Source organism: Chitinophaga silvisoli (assembly GCF_003412465.1).
GTDB lineage: Bacteria > Bacteroidota > Bacteroidia > Chitinophagales > Chitinophagaceae > Chitinophaga > Chitinophaga silvisoli.
Genome location: NZ_QTJV01000003.1, coordinates 1 through 15,958, shown reverse-complemented (window position 1 = coordinate 15,958; position 15,958 = coordinate 1). Strand labels below are relative to the sequence as shown.

The window sequence follows — 15,958 nt, the reverse complement described above, 5'->3', positions numbered from 1 at the left end:
CAGTAATACCAATTCCGGTTATTTCCGCCCCCCACTGCAGGGAAGCGGTCCAGGGATGTTATTACCTATTTTTTCACTGATACATTATATGGAAAAGATCGCCACTGCTAAAGCACCTGTACAACAGGCCGCTGAGAGGACCGTATTCTCTGTTCTATTGGCCCTCAGCTTCTCTCATCTGATCAATGATGCTATCCAGTCACTGATCCCTGCCATTTATCCAATCGTAAAAGATTCACTGCATCTCAACTTTAGCCAGGTAGGCTACATCACGCTGACTTACCAGCTCACCGCCTCCCTGCTGCAACCACTGGTAGGCTTGTACACCGACAAAAAACCACAGCCTTATTCCCTGATCATAGGCATGGGCTTTACTTTACTAGGTCTTGTATGTCTCTCACAGGCCCACAACTTCTACTTTGTATTATTCTCTGTAGGCCTTGTAGGTGTCGGTTCCTCCGTATTCCATCCTGAATCCAGCCGCCTGGCGCATATGGCTTCCGGCGGACAGCATGGCCTGGCTCAATCACTCTTCCAGCTGGGTGGTAATGCCGGTAGCTCTCTGGGACCCCTGCTGGCAGCGATGATTATAGTACCACATGGACAGTCCAGCCTGAGCTGGTTCTCCGTACTGGCCATCCTTGCAATTGTGGTAATGATCAATATCGGCTCCTGGTATAAACAAAATACACATCGCCTGAAACCTAAAAAAGTACAGGTACATACAGACAATCACCTTTCCCGTGGCAGGGTGATTTTTGCACTGAGCATCCTGCTGGTCCTGGTCTTCTCCAAGTACTTCTACATGGCAGGTATGACCAGCTACTATACTTTCTATCTCATGCACAAGTTTAATATAAGCGTACAGTCTTCACAGATCTACCTGTTTGTATTCCTCTTTGCCGTAGCAGCAGGCACCTTCTTTGGCGGGCCACTGGGCGACCGGATCGGACGTAAATATGTGATCTGGATTTCCATCCTTGGCGTAGCCCCTTTCTCATTGCTGCTGCCACATGCAAACCTGATGTGGACATGCGTGCTGAGTATATTCATAGGAGTTATACTATCATCTGCTTTCTCTGCAATACTGGTATATGCGCAGGAGTTAGTGCCCGGCAAGGTAGGGATGATAGCCGGTCTGTTCTTCGGACTTGCATTCGGTATGGGAGGTATCGGCTCCGCCGTACTGGGAAACATTGCGGATAGTAGGGGCATAGATTACGTATTCCAGTTATGCGCCTATCTGCCATTGATAGGCTTATTAACAGGATTACTGCCGGATATCGAGAAATCCAGGAAGTAGTTTGTTGTAAAAACCAGCTCACCGGTCCCTAATGATAAAGGATAAGTTTATCACCAGGGACTGGTGAGTGCATTATTAAACAAAACGCCCTGGGTTTCATCAATTAAATAACCATTAAGACACAATCTTTGAATATCGTTGCGTGTGATGATCGTCAATAAGTTTAAGTGTAATCCGTGGAATGTCGTAATGCGCTGATCTGGTAGTTATAATGTTGCTAGTAGTCTGTCTGTTAGGTTGTCTGATCAAAATTAACCGGTTCTGCTGAAATGTTATTGCAGTTGTTGTGGCCCCCGGGATATTTCAAAAAAATTATCTATATTTAGTGACGCGCCTATCTTTTAAACCACGAAACATATGGAAACTACACAACAAAGGGATGAAAGGCTCTGGAAGATTGCAAAATCCAGAATAGCGTTTAAGAATTCCCTGATTGTATACCTCGTTATGAACCTCTTCTTCTGGGCTATCTGGTATGCTACCACTGGTCACTATTATGGAGGTACACCATGGCCGGTATGGCCAGGACTGGGATGGGGTTTGGCCATTGCATTCCAATACTTCAATGCCTTCCACCGCGACCCGTTTGGTGATACACTCAAAGAATATGAGCGATTGCAAGCGGAGAAGGAACACAGAGGCCTGTAATAAACCAAAAGCAATATGACTGATCAGCCAAGGAGATTATTCGACATCATTGCATACCAGCTGGCGCACTTTCCAAAAGCTGACATGCTGGTAGGAAAAGAAAACAACGTCTGGAAGAAATACAGCACACAGGATGTAGCCGATCTGACACTCCGCTTTAGTGCAGGCTTGTTGAAATTAGGAATTGGAAAGACCGACCGCTCCCCGGAAGCAGTGGACAAAATAGCCATCCTATCCCCCAACCGCCCCGAGTGGCTCATTACGGATCTGGCCTGCCAGCAGGCAGGAGCCGTACTCGCCCCGATTTACCCAACACTGAGCGATCACGACCTGGAATACATCCTGAACGATGCCGCCGCCAGCCTGCTCTTTGTAAGCGACAAAGACCTTTACGACAAAGTCTCGGCCATCCGCAGCAAGCTACCACACCTCAGGGAAGTATTTACCTTCAACCAGGTGCCCGGTACACGCCACTGGCTGGAAATTCCCGCCATGGCCGACGAAGCGGACTTCCCAAAAATAGCAGCTATCAGGGACAGCATCGATCCGGCACAATTAGCTACCGTCATTTATACCTCAGGTACTACCGGAACCCCCAAAGGCGTGATGCTGACCCACGAAAATATCATGAGCAATGTACATGCCTGTACCCCCTGCCTGCCCGTGAACTCTTCTGCCAAAGCCTTAAGTTTCCTCCCCCTCAATCATATCTTCGAACGCACTGTCTCGTATGTATACCTGACTGCCGGCGTACCCATTTACTATGCGGAAAGCCTGGAAACCATCGCGGATAACCTGCGGGAAGTAAAGCCCAGCATCTTCACCACCGTACCACGGTTGCTGGAGAAAGTGTATGAAAGGATCATGGGCAAAGGACTGGAACTGAAAGGCATCAAAAGAGCCCTCTTCTTCTGGGCGGTAGACCTGGGTAAGAAATTTGATATCAATAAAGACCAGAACTGGTGGTATAAGGTACAACTGGCCATGGCCAACAAGCTCGTATTCAGCAAATGGCGGGAAGCACTGGGTGGAAACATCGATGTGATCGTAGTCGGCTCTGCCGCCTGCCAGGTAAGATTGCTGAAAATCTTTACCGCCGCAAAGATCCCGATCCTGGAAGGATACGGACTGACGGAAACTTCACCCGTAATCAGCGTGAACCGCACAGAAGAAAAAGACCGCATGTTTGGCACCGTAGGCCCACTGATTAACAACGTGGAGGTGAAGATCGCCGAAGATGGGGAGATCCTGGTAAAAGGCCCGAATGTGACCATCGGCTACTATAAACGCCCCGACCTGACTGCCGAAGCCATTAAAGATGGCTGGTTCCATACAGGAGATATCGGGGTGCTGGTCAATAACAAATACTTGAAGATCACCGACCGTAAAAAGGAACTGTTCAAAACCTCTGGTGGTAAGTTCGTAGCCCCCCAGCCGATTGAAAACAAGTTCAAGGAATCGATCTTCATCGAGCAGATGATGGTGGTGGGCGAAGACCGGAAATTTACCGGGGCACTGATTGTACCTTCCTTCCCCCAACTGGAACGCTGGGCGCATAAAAAAGGGATCCAGCTGAGTGATCATGAGGCACTGTGCCGCCTGCCGGAGGTACAGACCCTGTACCAACAGATTGTGGAAAAATACAATGCCTACTTTAGCCATATTGAGCAGGTGAAGAAGTTCGAGTTACTACCTGCGGAGTGGACGATTGCCAAAGGAGAGCTGTCGGGGACACTGAAAGTAAAGCGGAAAGTGATTGCCCAGAAATATGCAGATCAGATTGAGAAAATCTATAATTAATTAATTGTGTGAAGGAATTTTGGAAAAATCCTTTACTTTTGCACTCCGCTAAAGGAGGGTTTTTCCTAAAGTGACGGCCCGGTAGTTCAATGGATAGAATAGAAGTTTCCTAAACTTTAGATACAAGTTCGATTCTTGTCCGGGCTACAAAAAAGATTTTAAAGGCAATGCCGGTTTATCTGGTATTGCCTTTTTCTTTTGCCGTGTCGGGGTTAAAAAAAAGAAAACTATACTCTGAAGTTCCCTACCCCAGCCACATATCAATCGTTTTTCAATTAAATCATTTTATCATCCAGACTACCTGCTTATCTATTATAAATAAGTTATAACTTACATGTCCTATACCCTATGTAAATAATGCCTGTAAGAATATTACTGATATTAACCCTTATATTCTATGCTCCAGTCCGAAGCTTAAGTCAGATAAAACGCCCCCCGGTACCGCAGCAGAATAATTACCAGCCCATTGGCACTCCTTTGAAAGTGAATGGATGGCCTATTAGTTCAAACAATAGTATAAAGGCCGCCAACATCGATTCTATTATTGCAAAAAAACAAGAAGAAATAGCCGCCCTGCTCCAAAACACGCGAGAACGATCTGGCTATGCATCAACACAAGATCATCACTATCCTGTGGCGCATACTGAAAATTTTCAACTGGCGCTTAACCAATTGAAAGATATGCTGACAGGCAAGACGCAACTGTCTTTGGCAAATGCCTATTACATAATTGAAAAGGCATATGGCAACGTTTACCTGACCAAAGAACAATATGATAATATTGTCGCTCAGTCGGCAGCATTCATTAAAACATGGATGGTTCAGAACAAATTAAATTTAAAGGATAGCTATATGGTACAATATGCTATTCAACGATTCATGTCTGAACCGCTGGTTATTAGTAAAATTGTTAACCATAAAGATAAAGGTGCCACAATGGAGGTAATTCAACACGAACCATTCCATTATGACTACAACGATTACACAGGAACAGCAGACTACCGTAACACGTTTCTCACCAAATGTTTAGCCACAGGGTTTGGACAATGTGGGTCAATGCCGGCTGTATATTTATTGCTGGCTGAGGCTATGGGTGTAAAAGCTTATCTTTCTGCTACACCACATCATTCTTTTATAAAGTACCCGGACAATAAAGGTAATATTGTTAATTATGAGGCAACAACCAACTGGGAAATATCTGACAAATGGTATATGGATAACATGTTCATCAGTAAGGATGCCATTGTTTCAGGTATTTATCTTGATACCCTTAATACACGTCAAATAATTGCTAACTGTATATTTGACCTGGCTGTTGAATATGTAATAACAGACAAAACCGGAGACGATACCTTTTTATTAAACTGCCTGGAGGCCGGCAATCCATACTTCCCACAAAATAATAATCTCACCTCCCTGTTTCTATATAGTATGCATCTTAAAAATGAGCTGTTAAGATTAATGCGAAGTAATCATATCAGCAGTATTGATGATATTGACAACGTACCATTGGCGCAGAAATACTATCAGCAATACTTAAAAACTGAAGCACATATAACAACATTGGGATACAGGGAACTGCCTGAAGGAATGTATAAAGAATTAATGCTGCAGCAGGAAGCCAAAGCAAAGACCCAAAACCACTATAACATTAGTGGAAAACATACTAAAAACCTATTCATTAAAGGCGAATACAATAACTAATCATGAGATCTCTATTACCTATTACCCTCTTTGTAATCTTAACTGCATTGTCGGCTAAGGCAGAGCAGGATACAACCGCCGGATCATATTTTCACATTGCAAAACAGCATTTGGAAGCCATGTTAAATGGCCATGAAAAGATGGATTACGAGGAAGCTATATATGAAATTGAAAATGCCTGGTGGGAAGGAGGAGTTGACCACGATTCATATAAGACGATACTCGATTTGCATGCCAATAACATTATGCAGCTTTATGAAACATTGAAAGACAGCTCCGGCCAGCAACCAACAGGCAAGCTGCTGGAGAATAAAAAACTGAAACGTGAGGAATATGAAAAAGCGTTAATGAACTATGCCATCTACAGTTATATTACAAAACCCGGTATAATACTATGGCCCGAGAAAAAATTATTCAAGTATAAGCAATTCAAGTATGCTTATAATGATCCCCTGGGCACCAACGACTGGCGGAACACCCAGGTTATTAATCTGTTGAATAAGCAAACGGGGAACTGTTTCGCATTGGCCTCACTGTTTAAAATTTTCTCAGAAAGATTTAATACAGATGCAGCGCTTTGTACCGCACCCGGACATATCTATATCGTTCATAAGGATAATAATGGCATAAAATACAACATTGAACTTTCAAACGGATCGTTCCCTGGCGTTGGCACTATTGAAACACTTACACATAGTACGACCGAATCTGTAAAAAATGGAATTGCCCTGAGAGAATTAGATCTTAAGCAATCGATCACACTTTGTTTAATATACCTTGCCAAGGGGTATGAATATAAATTTGGCATTCATGACGATTATTTCCTCGATTCCTGCGTAAAAACGGCCTTAAAGTATGACGACCATAACCTGAACGCGATGCTGTTTAAGTCGGCATTACTGGAAGGCAGATTGACGCAGCAACATCAAACATTTAAACAACTTGAAACTACACGGGAGTTTACAGCATACCAACAATGGATCAGTCATGTATATGATATGGGCTATAGAGAAATGCCTGCTAATGTAAAAAACATGCTGCTTAATGGCTGGCAGCAAGATACAATTATTCATATCTCCAAACGGCTGAAAAACACCCGGTATATTGGACTATCAAACGGACTATTTGATGAGGAGATTACTACCAGGAGAAAAGAAATATTTGGTCACACTGAATTCGATACCCAAACCAGAAAAATCACTGCTTTTCTAAAAGAAGATGCTGTTCATAATCAATACAATTTTGATCTGGCCATTTTTGGGTGGAGTATAGACCCTATGGCGAAGAAATTCCCTAACGCATCTCCCTATAACTTTGTAGAAAATAATCCCATAAGCCGTGTTGATCCTGATGGAGACGACTGGATATTATCTACGGGAAATAAGATATTTTGGTATGGAGGACAATACGGTGATAAAAAAAATCTCTTAGCCGTTTACAAAGCAACCTCTGGCATGGATAAAACAATTCAAACTTCAACATGGCCTGATGGTCATAAAGAATATAAAATAGTAGATACCCGAATAGCGATGTATCAGGATAAAAGTGATGTAGGGCCTACTCCTGAAGGGAAATATAAAATAAATCTAAAACCGGACTTTGACCGGGTAGCAAATGCAAACGACAAAGGCGACTTGGTGGGAAGTCCCGAAGGCGGCATAGAAAAAATACCAGACTTTGTGATGAATCCCGATCCAAAAAAGAAGGGCTGGAGATGGACCTATGCAGATTGGGGAAAGAAACGTGCACATCTTGATCCAGTCAATGTTACAGGCGCAACTTCAAAGCAAAGAAATTTAAATTCTTTTTATTTTCATGACTCAGAAAAAGGCTATTCGCATGGATGCACGGAGTGTGAAACAACCCTTTTTGATAAACTGAAAGAATATAAAGAGGCTGGTAATGATCAGATCGAGGTGATGGTTAAATACCCATCCCCTAATCATAAAACAGTTGGCGGAACAAAAAAGGATACCAAAACAAGCTCATGAGAAAAATAATGTTCATATTCATACTTATAATGTTTGCCGGAAAATTGTATGGCCAGAGCCAGCCTATGATTATTAAGGCATCTAATATATCAGCTGACAGCGCTTTACTGGAAGTTCAAAACGTTTCTTTAAATGATACACTTTTCTTCTCAATATATAAACAACAATTATTTGGTAAAAAGTGGGTATCTAACGATTATGACGTTTTTTGCAATGTTGAAAATCCTAATACTACCGTTGCAAGAATTTTACCTAATGAAACCTTGACGTTTAGGGTGTTAATAGGGACTACCATCTATTCCGGTGAAGTCACAAAAAAAGATGCCAGAAAAACAAAGGAGACAATTGTCAGATATATGTTCCTGACCACCATAGGAGATCATCCCGCGGAACACAAACTATATTCTAATATTATAGTATCCCGGTAAAGCCAGAGTTCAGCCAGCTGGCTATAAATAAAGTCAGCAAACCTTGCGTAAGCGACCGGGGCTGAAACAGTATTATTTTAAGAGTAAACGGGCGTAAGATAAATTTCCCGGGGCTACAAAAAAGGAGATGAATATTTTTCATCTCCTTTTTTGTTATGACTTTTGCTGTTTCTTTGCTTCCTTGGCTGCTTGCTTATTCTTCCAGTAAGTTTCCAATTCAGCTTTATCAATAAAACCATCCTTATTCACATCAACTTTGGCAAAGTGATCTTTCAGTTTACCTTTTTCAGCTTTATCTGCTTCGTCTTTGCTGATCTTTCCATCGTTATTTGCATCTAATTTCTTGATGTACTTTTCGGGATCTTTCTTATGATCTTTATGATCTTGTGCGTTCACACTTACTGATACAAATGCACATGCTACTAAAAGACTTACTGATAACAGGATTTTCTTGCTCATAATTTGTATGTTTTAATAATCAGACTAGTTACAAATTAAGTAGTTTAAAGCAAACTATAGTTAAATAATGTTAATTCAGCATCAATTTTGGCCCATTAATGGATTTTATTGATCAATCCGGTAACTGAAAAGTTGTTGTAAACACTTTCAAATCAAACTGTTTTACTCCATTAACCAGGTTGTCAAAAAACTAAGCTCCCGTCAAAAAAAGCATTCTCCATCTGAATCATTTTATTATGTAGTTAAACCAAAGGCCATGGAAAGGTTCTGATCTCCTATCTGGCTTTTATACCATCCTATCATCAAAAGAACACTATAAGTACACTATAAGGTCACTTCAATATCGAATTGATATTGAAGTGACCTTATAGTGTCGGTAATATGATGTATTAGTACTCAATTAGTATAAAAGACGCAGGGTATCTGACTACTATTCTTTAACATTGATTATTGTTAGCTCCAAACCCCAAAACCAATTTTATGGCTATCATTAAAGACAATATTCTTTTCGAATGCGTCAGTGGATCACTGGGCGATCAAATCACCATTTACAAACGGAACGGCCAGATCATCATGGCCAAGAAGCGCGGCCGGTCAAATAAAAAACCGACTGACAAACAGCTGGAGGCAAGGTTTAAGATGCAATTAGCGGCAGCTTATGCAAAGGAGATCCTGAAAGATCCTGAGCTGAAGGCGTATTATAAATCCAAAGCCGGTGCGGGACAGAATGCCTGGAATATGGCGATAAAAGATGCCTATAACTCACCGGAGATCCAGCAAATCCGCCTGGAAGACGAAGAAGTGATAGTGCGGGCAAAAGACGATTTCAGGATCGCTGAGGTGGAGGTAAAGGTTATAGATGCCGAAGGTGTCATCATGGAAAAAGGAAAGGCTGTATTAGGCAGGAACGGCGTGGACTGGCATTATAAAGTGGCTATTCTGCCACCAGGTGCCAGAATAGTAGTAACGGCAGTGGATTTGCCGGGAAATGAGACGGTGAAAGAGCTGTTGATGTAAAACCAGGAATAGCAAACTATAAAATGCTGAAAGCAAACTAATAAAATATTCATGAGCTGAAAAAGTGCTGAAACAGTACTGAAGGCAAATTCATAAAAGAACCACAGGCAAAAGAACATAGCTATAATTTAAAAAACTCGCATTTCTGCCCCCGGATGCTTAATTTCAACTCATCGTAAATCTTAAGTATCCTGCTATGAGATGGATTGTCCTATTGTTTTTACTACCTACCTGGCATATCTGTGCCCAGCAATCAACTACCATCCCACTCGATCAGAGCTATGGCCCTACACAACTGAGTGTATCTGCCAATGAGCAATTCAGGGTGAGCAATGGATTGAATGATGTGGCTATTGCAGACGCACTGGATGGCCCCTGGCAGGTAATACAATCAACACAAAGACATTCCGACTCCTTTGAAAAAAGCATCTTTTTCAATCGCGACACCGGCTTTTTATACGGCAATATCTCCATTAACGACAGCAAGAAATTCATTTATCATACACAAAATGGTGGCAAAACCTGGACTCCCATCAACATCGGCATTGACGGCGAGGCCAACAATGCCTGGGTGCTCGCCAATGGAGAAGCCTGGATCTGCATCGGAGGAAGGATATTTGCCTATTCAAAAGATTATGGACTTAGCTGGACACTACTCCCTGTGTATGATGAACGCCAATTCTATCATACCATCTATTTCAATCCAAAACACGAAGGCATGATTGGCTCCGTATGGAATTCCATTGCCTATACTTCCAATAACTGCAAACCCTGGAAAAAACTTCCCACACCACTTGATCAACAGGCCTATCGCAAAACTGATCTGAAACGCCGGCCGGAAATAGATAAAGTGAGTATCTATAAAGACCTCCTGCTTGTCAGCGAAGAAGGCATGATCTTCTATTCCAAAAAGGATAGCATTCATTGGAACTACCTGCCTGGTTATACCAATTTCAGTACTGATGCAACGAATACCGCATTGTACTTTTTAACCAGTAAAGGACAGGTTGTTAAAACTGATGAAACACTGCTACCACAAATAGTAACGAAGATCCCGGTGAAAATAAAAGAACTCTTCACCAGGAACGGTCGCCTGTTCATCCAATCAGATTCAAGCATCCTGGCTGTAAATAACGAAGGGAAATTAAAGCAGTATTTAATTCGTAAACCAGGACCTCCGGACGAGGATACTGTGGAGCTACACGAAGCTTATACTAATAAGATCTATGGTGCCGCGGGGAACAAAATCTTCAGGCAAACAAAAGAGGAAGAATGGGAATATGCATTTACCCTGCCATTCCCGGTGGATCGTCCTAAAGACATAAGGATTATCAAAGGAGAGTTATCTTATGAATCTAATGATTCCGTTTACTTTTTTAATATCCGTAAACAAACAAACAAAGCCACCACTACACAGGCAATGCTGGATGAATTCCGCAAGCACCCGGTAAAGCAGATTACCTTCTCTACCGGATATTTCAACTGCGATGGAAGCGGCGAGTATGCCATCAGTTACACCCGCCATAAAAATGAATTTGTACTATCCAGAATCGACACCGGGAAGGTGCAGTATGCTTCTATCAAACTGAAGCCAGAGATTACAGGCATACCATCAAAAAATATAGCGAAATTCGTAGAAGAAATCTGCCTGCATTACAAAAGACAACCTGTACTGAAAGATATTGTTTTCTCTGAAGCCGACTACCAACAATGTAAACAGGATATAAAGAGATACCAGCAATACAACCTTTTCAACTACCCCCACGTTGTAGGAGGGCCTGATACCTTATTCTACTTTGACCAAAACAACATTGACTTCGACAAACTCATCGCCTGTGTAGACAGTGTTAAAAATATAGATTCCGCCAGCCTCAACCAGGCATTATCCAATATAGATAGCCATATATTTAATCTACACTACTGGATCACTGTTTATCTTGAAAACGATGCCGGCAGCAAACTTACTATCACCAATTCCTACATGAATCCGAATGCGCTTTACATTCCATGGAAGATCTATATAGATCGCTCAACAGTCACAACTTCGTCTACCTCTCCTGGCATCCTCCCTTTCTTCCAGGAAAACTGCCCATCCTTACTGGCTACACACAATAAAGTGCCCATTCTGCACGAACTGGTGAAGTACCTGTATTCCTGGCCTTCAAATAACCAGTAAGGTCATCTGCTGGGGGATCCTTCCTAATTGTGTAAACTAACGGTAATGGATGACTGATCCGTAACTGTGAATTTCGTGCTTGCATATGTAGGATAAGCCGGCACATTGTTAGAAAGGCCATAGGGTTCTACCGGCACAGACATCACCTTGTCCAGGGTCTTGTTACTATTCAGATCCTGGAAGATCGTCACTGCATAATCACCCGCAGGCAGCTTGGTAAAGACAACGCCGTTCTTCACACGACTGGCCGGTATTTTGATCTTTGAATAAGGCACTTTCATAAAATCGCCTTCTTTGTTGTAAAGCGCGAAATAGAAATCCCCCTTATTGATCAATACATTTTTCACATTAACTTTTATGGAGCAATTCCGCTGTGCGAAGCCGGTAATAAAGGTCAACAACAGCGCAGCTGTAAATAATATTTTCATTTCAGGTTAATTATGGATTAAGAATCTGTTTTTATAAAGCAGCTGCACATCTGCGAGCGGCCGCTCAATGATAGCATCGCTATTATTATTGTCAAACAAATGGAAGACCTCTTTTTCCAGCTCCATCAGCTTGTAATTTTCTTTGTTTAATACATAGTACCTGTCATCCAGGATAAACAAACCAATCCTGTCATTGATACGCAAATCTACTTTCTCCACTGGCATCAAAGCCGGAGCCGCCACTTCCAAATTTAGGTAACGATGCAGGAACATCCAGCCTTCCCACTGCATAGTATAGGTCTGCAATGCATTTTCCAGAATGCTATACAGGTAGCGAATACTCTCTTCTACATAGGCCGCAGGCTCCTTCACACCCTTAGGCGGTGCAATAGGGTCATATACATTCCACCTGGGCTGTAAGCGCTCGTCATAGTAAGACAACATCGGTATGATAGGCACTTTCAGGTAAAAAGATAAAGTAGGCAAACCCGTTCTTACAAAAATCTCCTGCCCGAAAAATGGCACTGGCAAACTATTATCCCGGTTATGATAACCATTGGAACCCGCATTGCCATCTATATAAGCCAGTACGGAATATCCCTGTTTCATCTTCCCCATGATCTGAAGGGTAAGGTCTGCTTTGTCCGCAGGGAATACGATGAATTCAGAAGTAGAATTGAAGGCATCCTTCACCTGCTGGAACTGCTGCAACATCTTTTCCAGGCTGTATTTATAGGCCAGGGGATCTGCGATGAGCACTACATTGATATTGTACTTTACAAGAAAAGCAATCGCTGATCTGTAAGACCCGGTATGATAAGAAACAAACAATGCCGGTAAATGCTTCCTGATTTCGTCGTAGTTAAACTCATTAAAATCATCTATATCGCTGAACTTCGAGCTAAACTGTGTATCGATGCCCTGTAGCACCTTGTAAGAGAGAATATCAAAATAAGCACTTTTGTGTTTGGCTTCCGGGAGATGGGGCAAACATTTCGAAAGGTTGGCAGACAGGAACTGGAAGGTCTGCAGATTGTGGGTTTCCCACTTCTTGTCGAGAGACGCTTTCAGTTCCTGCTTGCTTTCCTCAAATATTTCGAGCCTTAAATTGCTAGATGGCATATTCCTCAGTTTTTAGGAATTGGTGAATGTGATGAAACATTTTCGTCGGATCGATGATATGTGCTTCTCCAATCAACTTTTTAAAACTCAGATTCTCTAAATATTCATGTAAGCTATCCAGTGTATCCATATCGATCATCCTGTCTTCTGATCCATAGATCAGCATGGTCCTGGTAGGCTGCTTCCGAATCTCGATCCGTGCTGTACGGATAATGTGATTCATTTGCTGGATGATAGGTACCTTGTCAGGAATAGAGAGTTTCAGGTTTGAAAACTTCTGTAATCCGATCAAAGGATTCTTGTTGAAATCTTCATAACCGTGAGAGAAGAGGCTCAGTACCCGACAGAACAGATACATGTCTACATCACTCACTTTTTTCAGTACAGACAACAGCTCTTTATCTCTTGCCAGGATCCTGTTTGCACAGGCGATCAGTACGGCTGACTTGATATTTTGACGGTTCAGATTCAGCAAGTGCTGCACCAGGAGACCACCGTAACTATAACCGACCAGGTGTATGGGTTTATGAATATTTTCCAGTACTTCCTTATCGATATATTGGGCCAGTTCCTTAAAATTCTCCAGCTTGATAAATGGCCTGTTGTAGCCAGGATATTCGTAAAATATGACCTCAAAGCGTTCCAATAGATCCTTCGGAATATTGGTCGTCCAGAAGCGGCTGTCTGAACTCATGGGGTTAAAGAATATCAGGCATTCATCCGCATTTTTGTTTATGCTCTGTACCATTTTACACGTTTTAATATGACGTTTGAAAATAGCTTCCTGTACTTCCGGGTAAACAGTGAGATGATCACAATAGTCACGACGCGTTTGAGCACTTCAATGGCTGTCTCGAAATTAAAACTTAGGTAAGGCAGGTACCTGATCAGTGCGATTGTCTTCAATATAGAGGCATATACAAAGGCAAATGCCATAAAGGTGACAAAGACGATGAACGATACGCGAATGATGGTATATACAACCAGCAAGATTTTTTTGAGACTATAGTCCCGCGGCTTTTCTTCTTCAAAAGGATCTTTTTTAGTGACCGCATTCAGGAGAAGCTGATTGGATGTCTTTATCAGGTTGGGTACTCCCAGGAAATCTGACAAGACCCAGTAGCCGTCGAGCTTTAAGAGTGGTACAAGGTTCGCTGCCATCAGGACACTATTGAAGATATAGATCTTCCATACAAAGCTTTGCGCAAAGTCATTGCTGATAGTATGCAATGCTGCTACAAGGCCCAGGTTGATGATCAGCTGAATGTAGATGCCTGCCAGGTTAATTTTGATCCTATTGCTTTTGGAGACTGTCCATACATCCGTCAGGTCTGTATACATGGCGGGCATGATGGTATAGAATCCCAGGCCTATGCTTCTGGCACTGATGCCCGATTTGTAGGCTGCAGCGGTGTGTCCCAGTTCATGTACGAACATGATGAAGAACAAAGAGAAGTAAGAGGCGACCCAGGTCAGGATCTCAGTTCCCAATGGCAGATCATCGTTGGCTACAATACTGTGTGTACGGGAATAAAGTGCAATGTTTACCCCTGTCAGTAACAGGAACAGGAAGTAGAATGATTTGCCAAACAGGAAGGACAATGGTTTGGCCAGTGTGGTGGATTGCCTGCTGGAAAGAACTTGTTTCTTATACCAGAATCCATCATCGGGCGCTTCACTGGCCGTTGCCGCTGTGGTTTTGAAGATGGGTAGAATCTTTGTGTCAATGATTTCCTTGAGGCCGGCCAGGCTTACATTTGCGACATTACCTAGTTGAGCATGCAGATCTTCCAGGTATTTGGCTTGCTGGCCCGCCCTTAAGATCTGATACATGAATTCTCCTATCTTAAAGTACCGGCCCTGGTAGGCCAATACAAATTCATTGGAGGCACTGGTGATTGAATAATCATAGTTCAACAAGGAATTTTCTGTTTTTAAAGGATTCAAATTCATATAAACTGATTTGAAGGGTTTTGAAATGATGGGCATTTTTATCAAATGCCCATCATTAGTGATCATATATTGCCGGGTAACATACACCAACACCAACTTTGGGTAATGATTTATAACAGCTATACATAGTATTAGATTTTGGACTGTTATAATTGTGGTTTCGCGTGTTCCTGCCGGTGGTTACAGGCTGCTGTGATTAGCAGTTGATAGTGATAGAATCAATCACAGATGCTGCCGCCAGCTCAACGCGAGATTCCAGTTCTACGATATTTGTTTCTTGCATTTTGTTAGATTTTAATTGATTGAAAAAATGGATTAGCAATTGATAGTGATAGAGTCGATTACTGAAGCAGCGGCGAGTTCTACACGGCTTTCCAGTTCTAAGATGTTAGTTTCCTGCATGGGATTTAAGATTTAATTGGTTTGAAAAATTGTGATTTGAATGGCTACTGAATAGCCGGGGTGGATTAGCAATTGATAGTGATATCTACCAGTGCTGCGGCGGCGGCCTGCTCCAGGCGGCTTTCCAGTTCTACTACGTTTAACTCTTGCATGGGATGAATTTTTTGAAGGGTTTGAAAATCTGTGATTCGAATGGCTATTGAATAGCCGGGGTGGATTAGCAATTGATAGTGATATCTACCAGTGCTGCTGCTGCGGCCTGCTCCAGGCGGCTTTCCAGTTCTACTACGTTTAACTCTTGCATGGGATTTAAGATTTAATTGGTTTAAAAATCTGTGATTCGAATGGCTATTGAATAGCCAGGGTGGATTAGCAGTTGATAGTGATATCTACCAGTGCTGCTGCGGCGGCCTGCTCCAGGCGGCTTTCCAGTTCTACTACGTTTAATTCCTGCATGGGATTTAAGATTTAATTGGTTTGAAAATCTGTGATTCGAATGGCTATTGAATAGCCAGGGTGGATTAGCA

13 protein-coding genes and 1 tRNA gene are annotated in these 15,958 nt (G+C 42.3%); 9 read left to right on the top strand and 5 right to left on the bottom strand.

Annotation, left to right across the window (positions count from 1 at the left end; all coding sequences use genetic code 11):
• Window positions 1-88: 88 nt before the first annotated feature.
• The 7 genes from DXN04_RS11050 to DXN04_RS11020 all read left to right on the top strand — a co-directional run bounded on the left by DXN04_RS11050 (window position 89) and on the right by DXN04_RS11020 (window position 7,874).
• Entirely contained in the window at window positions 89-1,303 is a 1,215-nt protein-coding gene (locus tag DXN04_RS11050; RefSeq protein ID WP_116853598.1) for an MFS transporter, read from the top strand.
• A 357-nt stretch (window positions 1,304-1,660) separates the two neighbouring features.
• Window positions 1,661-1,951, top strand: coding sequence for a 2TM domain-containing protein (locus DXN04_RS11045; protein WP_116853428.1), 291 nt, complete (start codon window positions 1,661-1,663; stop codon window positions 1,949-1,951).
• 15 nt (window positions 1,952-1,966) lie between these two features.
• Window positions 1,967-3,751 carry an AMP-dependent synthetase/ligase gene (locus tag DXN04_RS11040; protein ID WP_116853427.1) on the top strand — a complete coding sequence of 595 codons (1,785 nt, stop codon included), beginning with the start codon at window positions 1,967-1,969 and terminating at the stop codon, window positions 3,749-3,751.
• Between the two features lie 75 nt (window positions 3,752-3,826).
• Window positions 3,827-3,898, top strand: a tRNA-Arg gene (locus DXN04_RS11035).
• Window positions 3,899-4,108: 210 nt separating this feature from the next.
• Complete coding sequence (locus DXN04_RS11030) at window positions 4,109-5,455, top strand: hypothetical protein (RefSeq protein WP_116853426.1); 1,347 nt, start codon at window positions 4,109-4,111, stop codon at window positions 5,453-5,455.
• A 2-nt stretch (window positions 5,456-5,457) separates the two neighbouring features.
• Entirely contained in the window at window positions 5,458-7,446 is a 1,989-nt protein-coding gene (locus tag DXN04_RS11025; RefSeq protein WP_116853425.1) for a hypothetical protein, read from the top strand.
• Entirely contained in the window at window positions 7,443-7,874 is a 432-nt protein-coding gene (locus DXN04_RS11020; RefSeq protein ID WP_116853424.1) for a hypothetical protein, read from the top strand. Before DXN04_RS11025 ends, DXN04_RS11020 begins: the two co-directional genes overlap by 4 nt.
• Window positions 7,875-8,027: 153 nt before the next feature.
• On the opposite strand, the gene DXN04_RS11015 is transcribed toward DXN04_RS11020, so the two are convergent.
• Window positions 8,028-8,333: an EF-hand domain-containing protein gene (locus DXN04_RS11015; RefSeq protein WP_116853423.1), complete on the bottom strand. Its 306-nt coding sequence runs from the start codon at window positions 8,331-8,333 to the stop codon at window positions 8,028-8,030.
• 480 nt (window positions 8,334-8,813) lie between these two features.
• Here DXN04_RS11015 and DXN04_RS11010 point away from each other — a divergent pair, with 480 nt between their 5' ends.
• Both DXN04_RS11010 and DXN04_RS11005 read left to right on the top strand, forming a co-directional pair.
• Complete coding sequence (locus DXN04_RS11010; protein ID WP_116853422.1) at window positions 8,814-9,350, top strand: hypothetical protein; 537 nt, start codon at window positions 8,814-8,816, stop codon at window positions 9,348-9,350.
• A 196-nt stretch (window positions 9,351-9,546) separates the two neighbouring features.
• Window positions 9,547-11,526, top strand: a complete 1,980-nt coding sequence (locus DXN04_RS11005; protein WP_116853421.1) for a WD40/YVTN/BNR-like repeat-containing protein — start codon at window positions 9,547-9,549, stop codon at window positions 11,524-11,526.
• Between the two features lie 23 nt (window positions 11,527-11,549).
• Here DXN04_RS11005 and DXN04_RS11000 read toward each other — a convergent pair whose 3' ends face one another.
• From DXN04_RS11000 to DXN04_RS10985, 4 genes are read right to left on the bottom strand one after another with little or no spacing between them, the layout of a single operon-like run.
• The gene (locus DXN04_RS11000; RefSeq protein WP_116853420.1) at window positions 11,550-11,954 is read right to left on the bottom strand and encodes a DUF2141 domain-containing protein; all 405 of its coding nucleotides are present in this window, start codon (window positions 11,952-11,954) and stop codon (window positions 11,550-11,552) included.
• Between the two features lie 6 nt (window positions 11,955-11,960).
• The gene (locus DXN04_RS10995) at window positions 11,961-13,076 is read right to left on the bottom strand and encodes a lysophospholipid acyltransferase family protein (protein WP_116853419.1); all 1,116 of its coding nucleotides are present in this window, start codon (window positions 13,074-13,076) and stop codon (window positions 11,961-11,963) included.
• Window positions 13,066-13,824, bottom strand: a complete 759-nt coding sequence (locus tag DXN04_RS10990) for an alpha/beta fold hydrolase (protein WP_116853418.1) — start codon at window positions 13,822-13,824, stop codon at window positions 13,066-13,068. Before DXN04_RS10990 ends, DXN04_RS10995 begins: the two co-directional genes overlap by 11 nt.
• Complete coding sequence (locus DXN04_RS10985) at window positions 13,809-15,029, bottom strand: M50 family metallopeptidase (RefSeq protein WP_147319897.1); 1,221 nt, start codon at window positions 15,027-15,029, stop codon at window positions 13,809-13,811. Before DXN04_RS10985 ends, DXN04_RS10990 begins: the two co-directional genes overlap by 16 nt.
• Window positions 15,030-15,958 lie beyond the last annotated feature (929 nt).

Coding starts and splice junctions, on each gene's coding strand:
- DXN04_RS10985 (WP_147319897.1), bottom strand. CDS start 15,029: ATGAATTTGAATCCTTTAAAAACAGAAAATTCCTTGTTGAACTATGAT.
- DXN04_RS11010 (WP_116853422.1), top strand. CDS start 8,814: ATGGCTATCATTAAAGACAATATTCTTTTCGAATGCGTCAGTGGATCA.
- DXN04_RS11000 (WP_116853420.1), bottom strand. CDS start 11,954: ATGAAAATATTATTTACAGCTGCGCTGTTGTTGACCTTTATTACCGGC.
- DXN04_RS11025 (WP_116853425.1), top strand. CDS start 5,458: ATGAGATCTCTATTACCTATTACCCTCTTTGTAATCTTAACTGCATTG.
- DXN04_RS11050 (WP_116853598.1), top strand. CDS start 89: ATGGAAAAGATCGCCACTGCTAAAGCACCTGTACAACAGGCCGCTGAG.
- DXN04_RS10990 (WP_116853418.1), bottom strand. CDS start 13,824: ATGGTACAGAGCATAAACAAAAATGCGGATGAATGCCTGATATTCTTT.
- DXN04_RS11005 (WP_116853421.1), top strand. CDS start 9,547: ATGAGATGGATTGTCCTATTGTTTTTACTACCTACCTGGCATATCTGT.
- DXN04_RS11015 (WP_116853423.1), bottom strand. CDS start 8,333: ATGAGCAAGAAAATCCTGTTATCAGTAAGTCTTTTAGTAGCATGTGCA.
- DXN04_RS11040 (WP_116853427.1), top strand. CDS start 1,967: ATGACTGATCAGCCAAGGAGATTATTCGACATCATTGCATACCAGCTG.
- DXN04_RS10995 (WP_116853419.1), bottom strand. CDS start 13,076: ATGCCATCTAGCAATTTAAGGCTCGAAATATTTGAGGAAAGCAAGCAG.
- DXN04_RS11045 (WP_116853428.1), top strand. CDS start 1,661: ATGGAAACTACACAACAAAGGGATGAAAGGCTCTGGAAGATTGCAAAA.
- DXN04_RS11020 (WP_116853424.1), top strand. CDS start 7,443: ATGAGAAAAATAATGTTCATATTCATACTTATAATGTTTGCCGGAAAA.
- DXN04_RS11030 (WP_116853426.1), top strand. CDS start 4,109: ATGCCTGTAAGAATATTACTGATATTAACCCTTATATTCTATGCTCCA.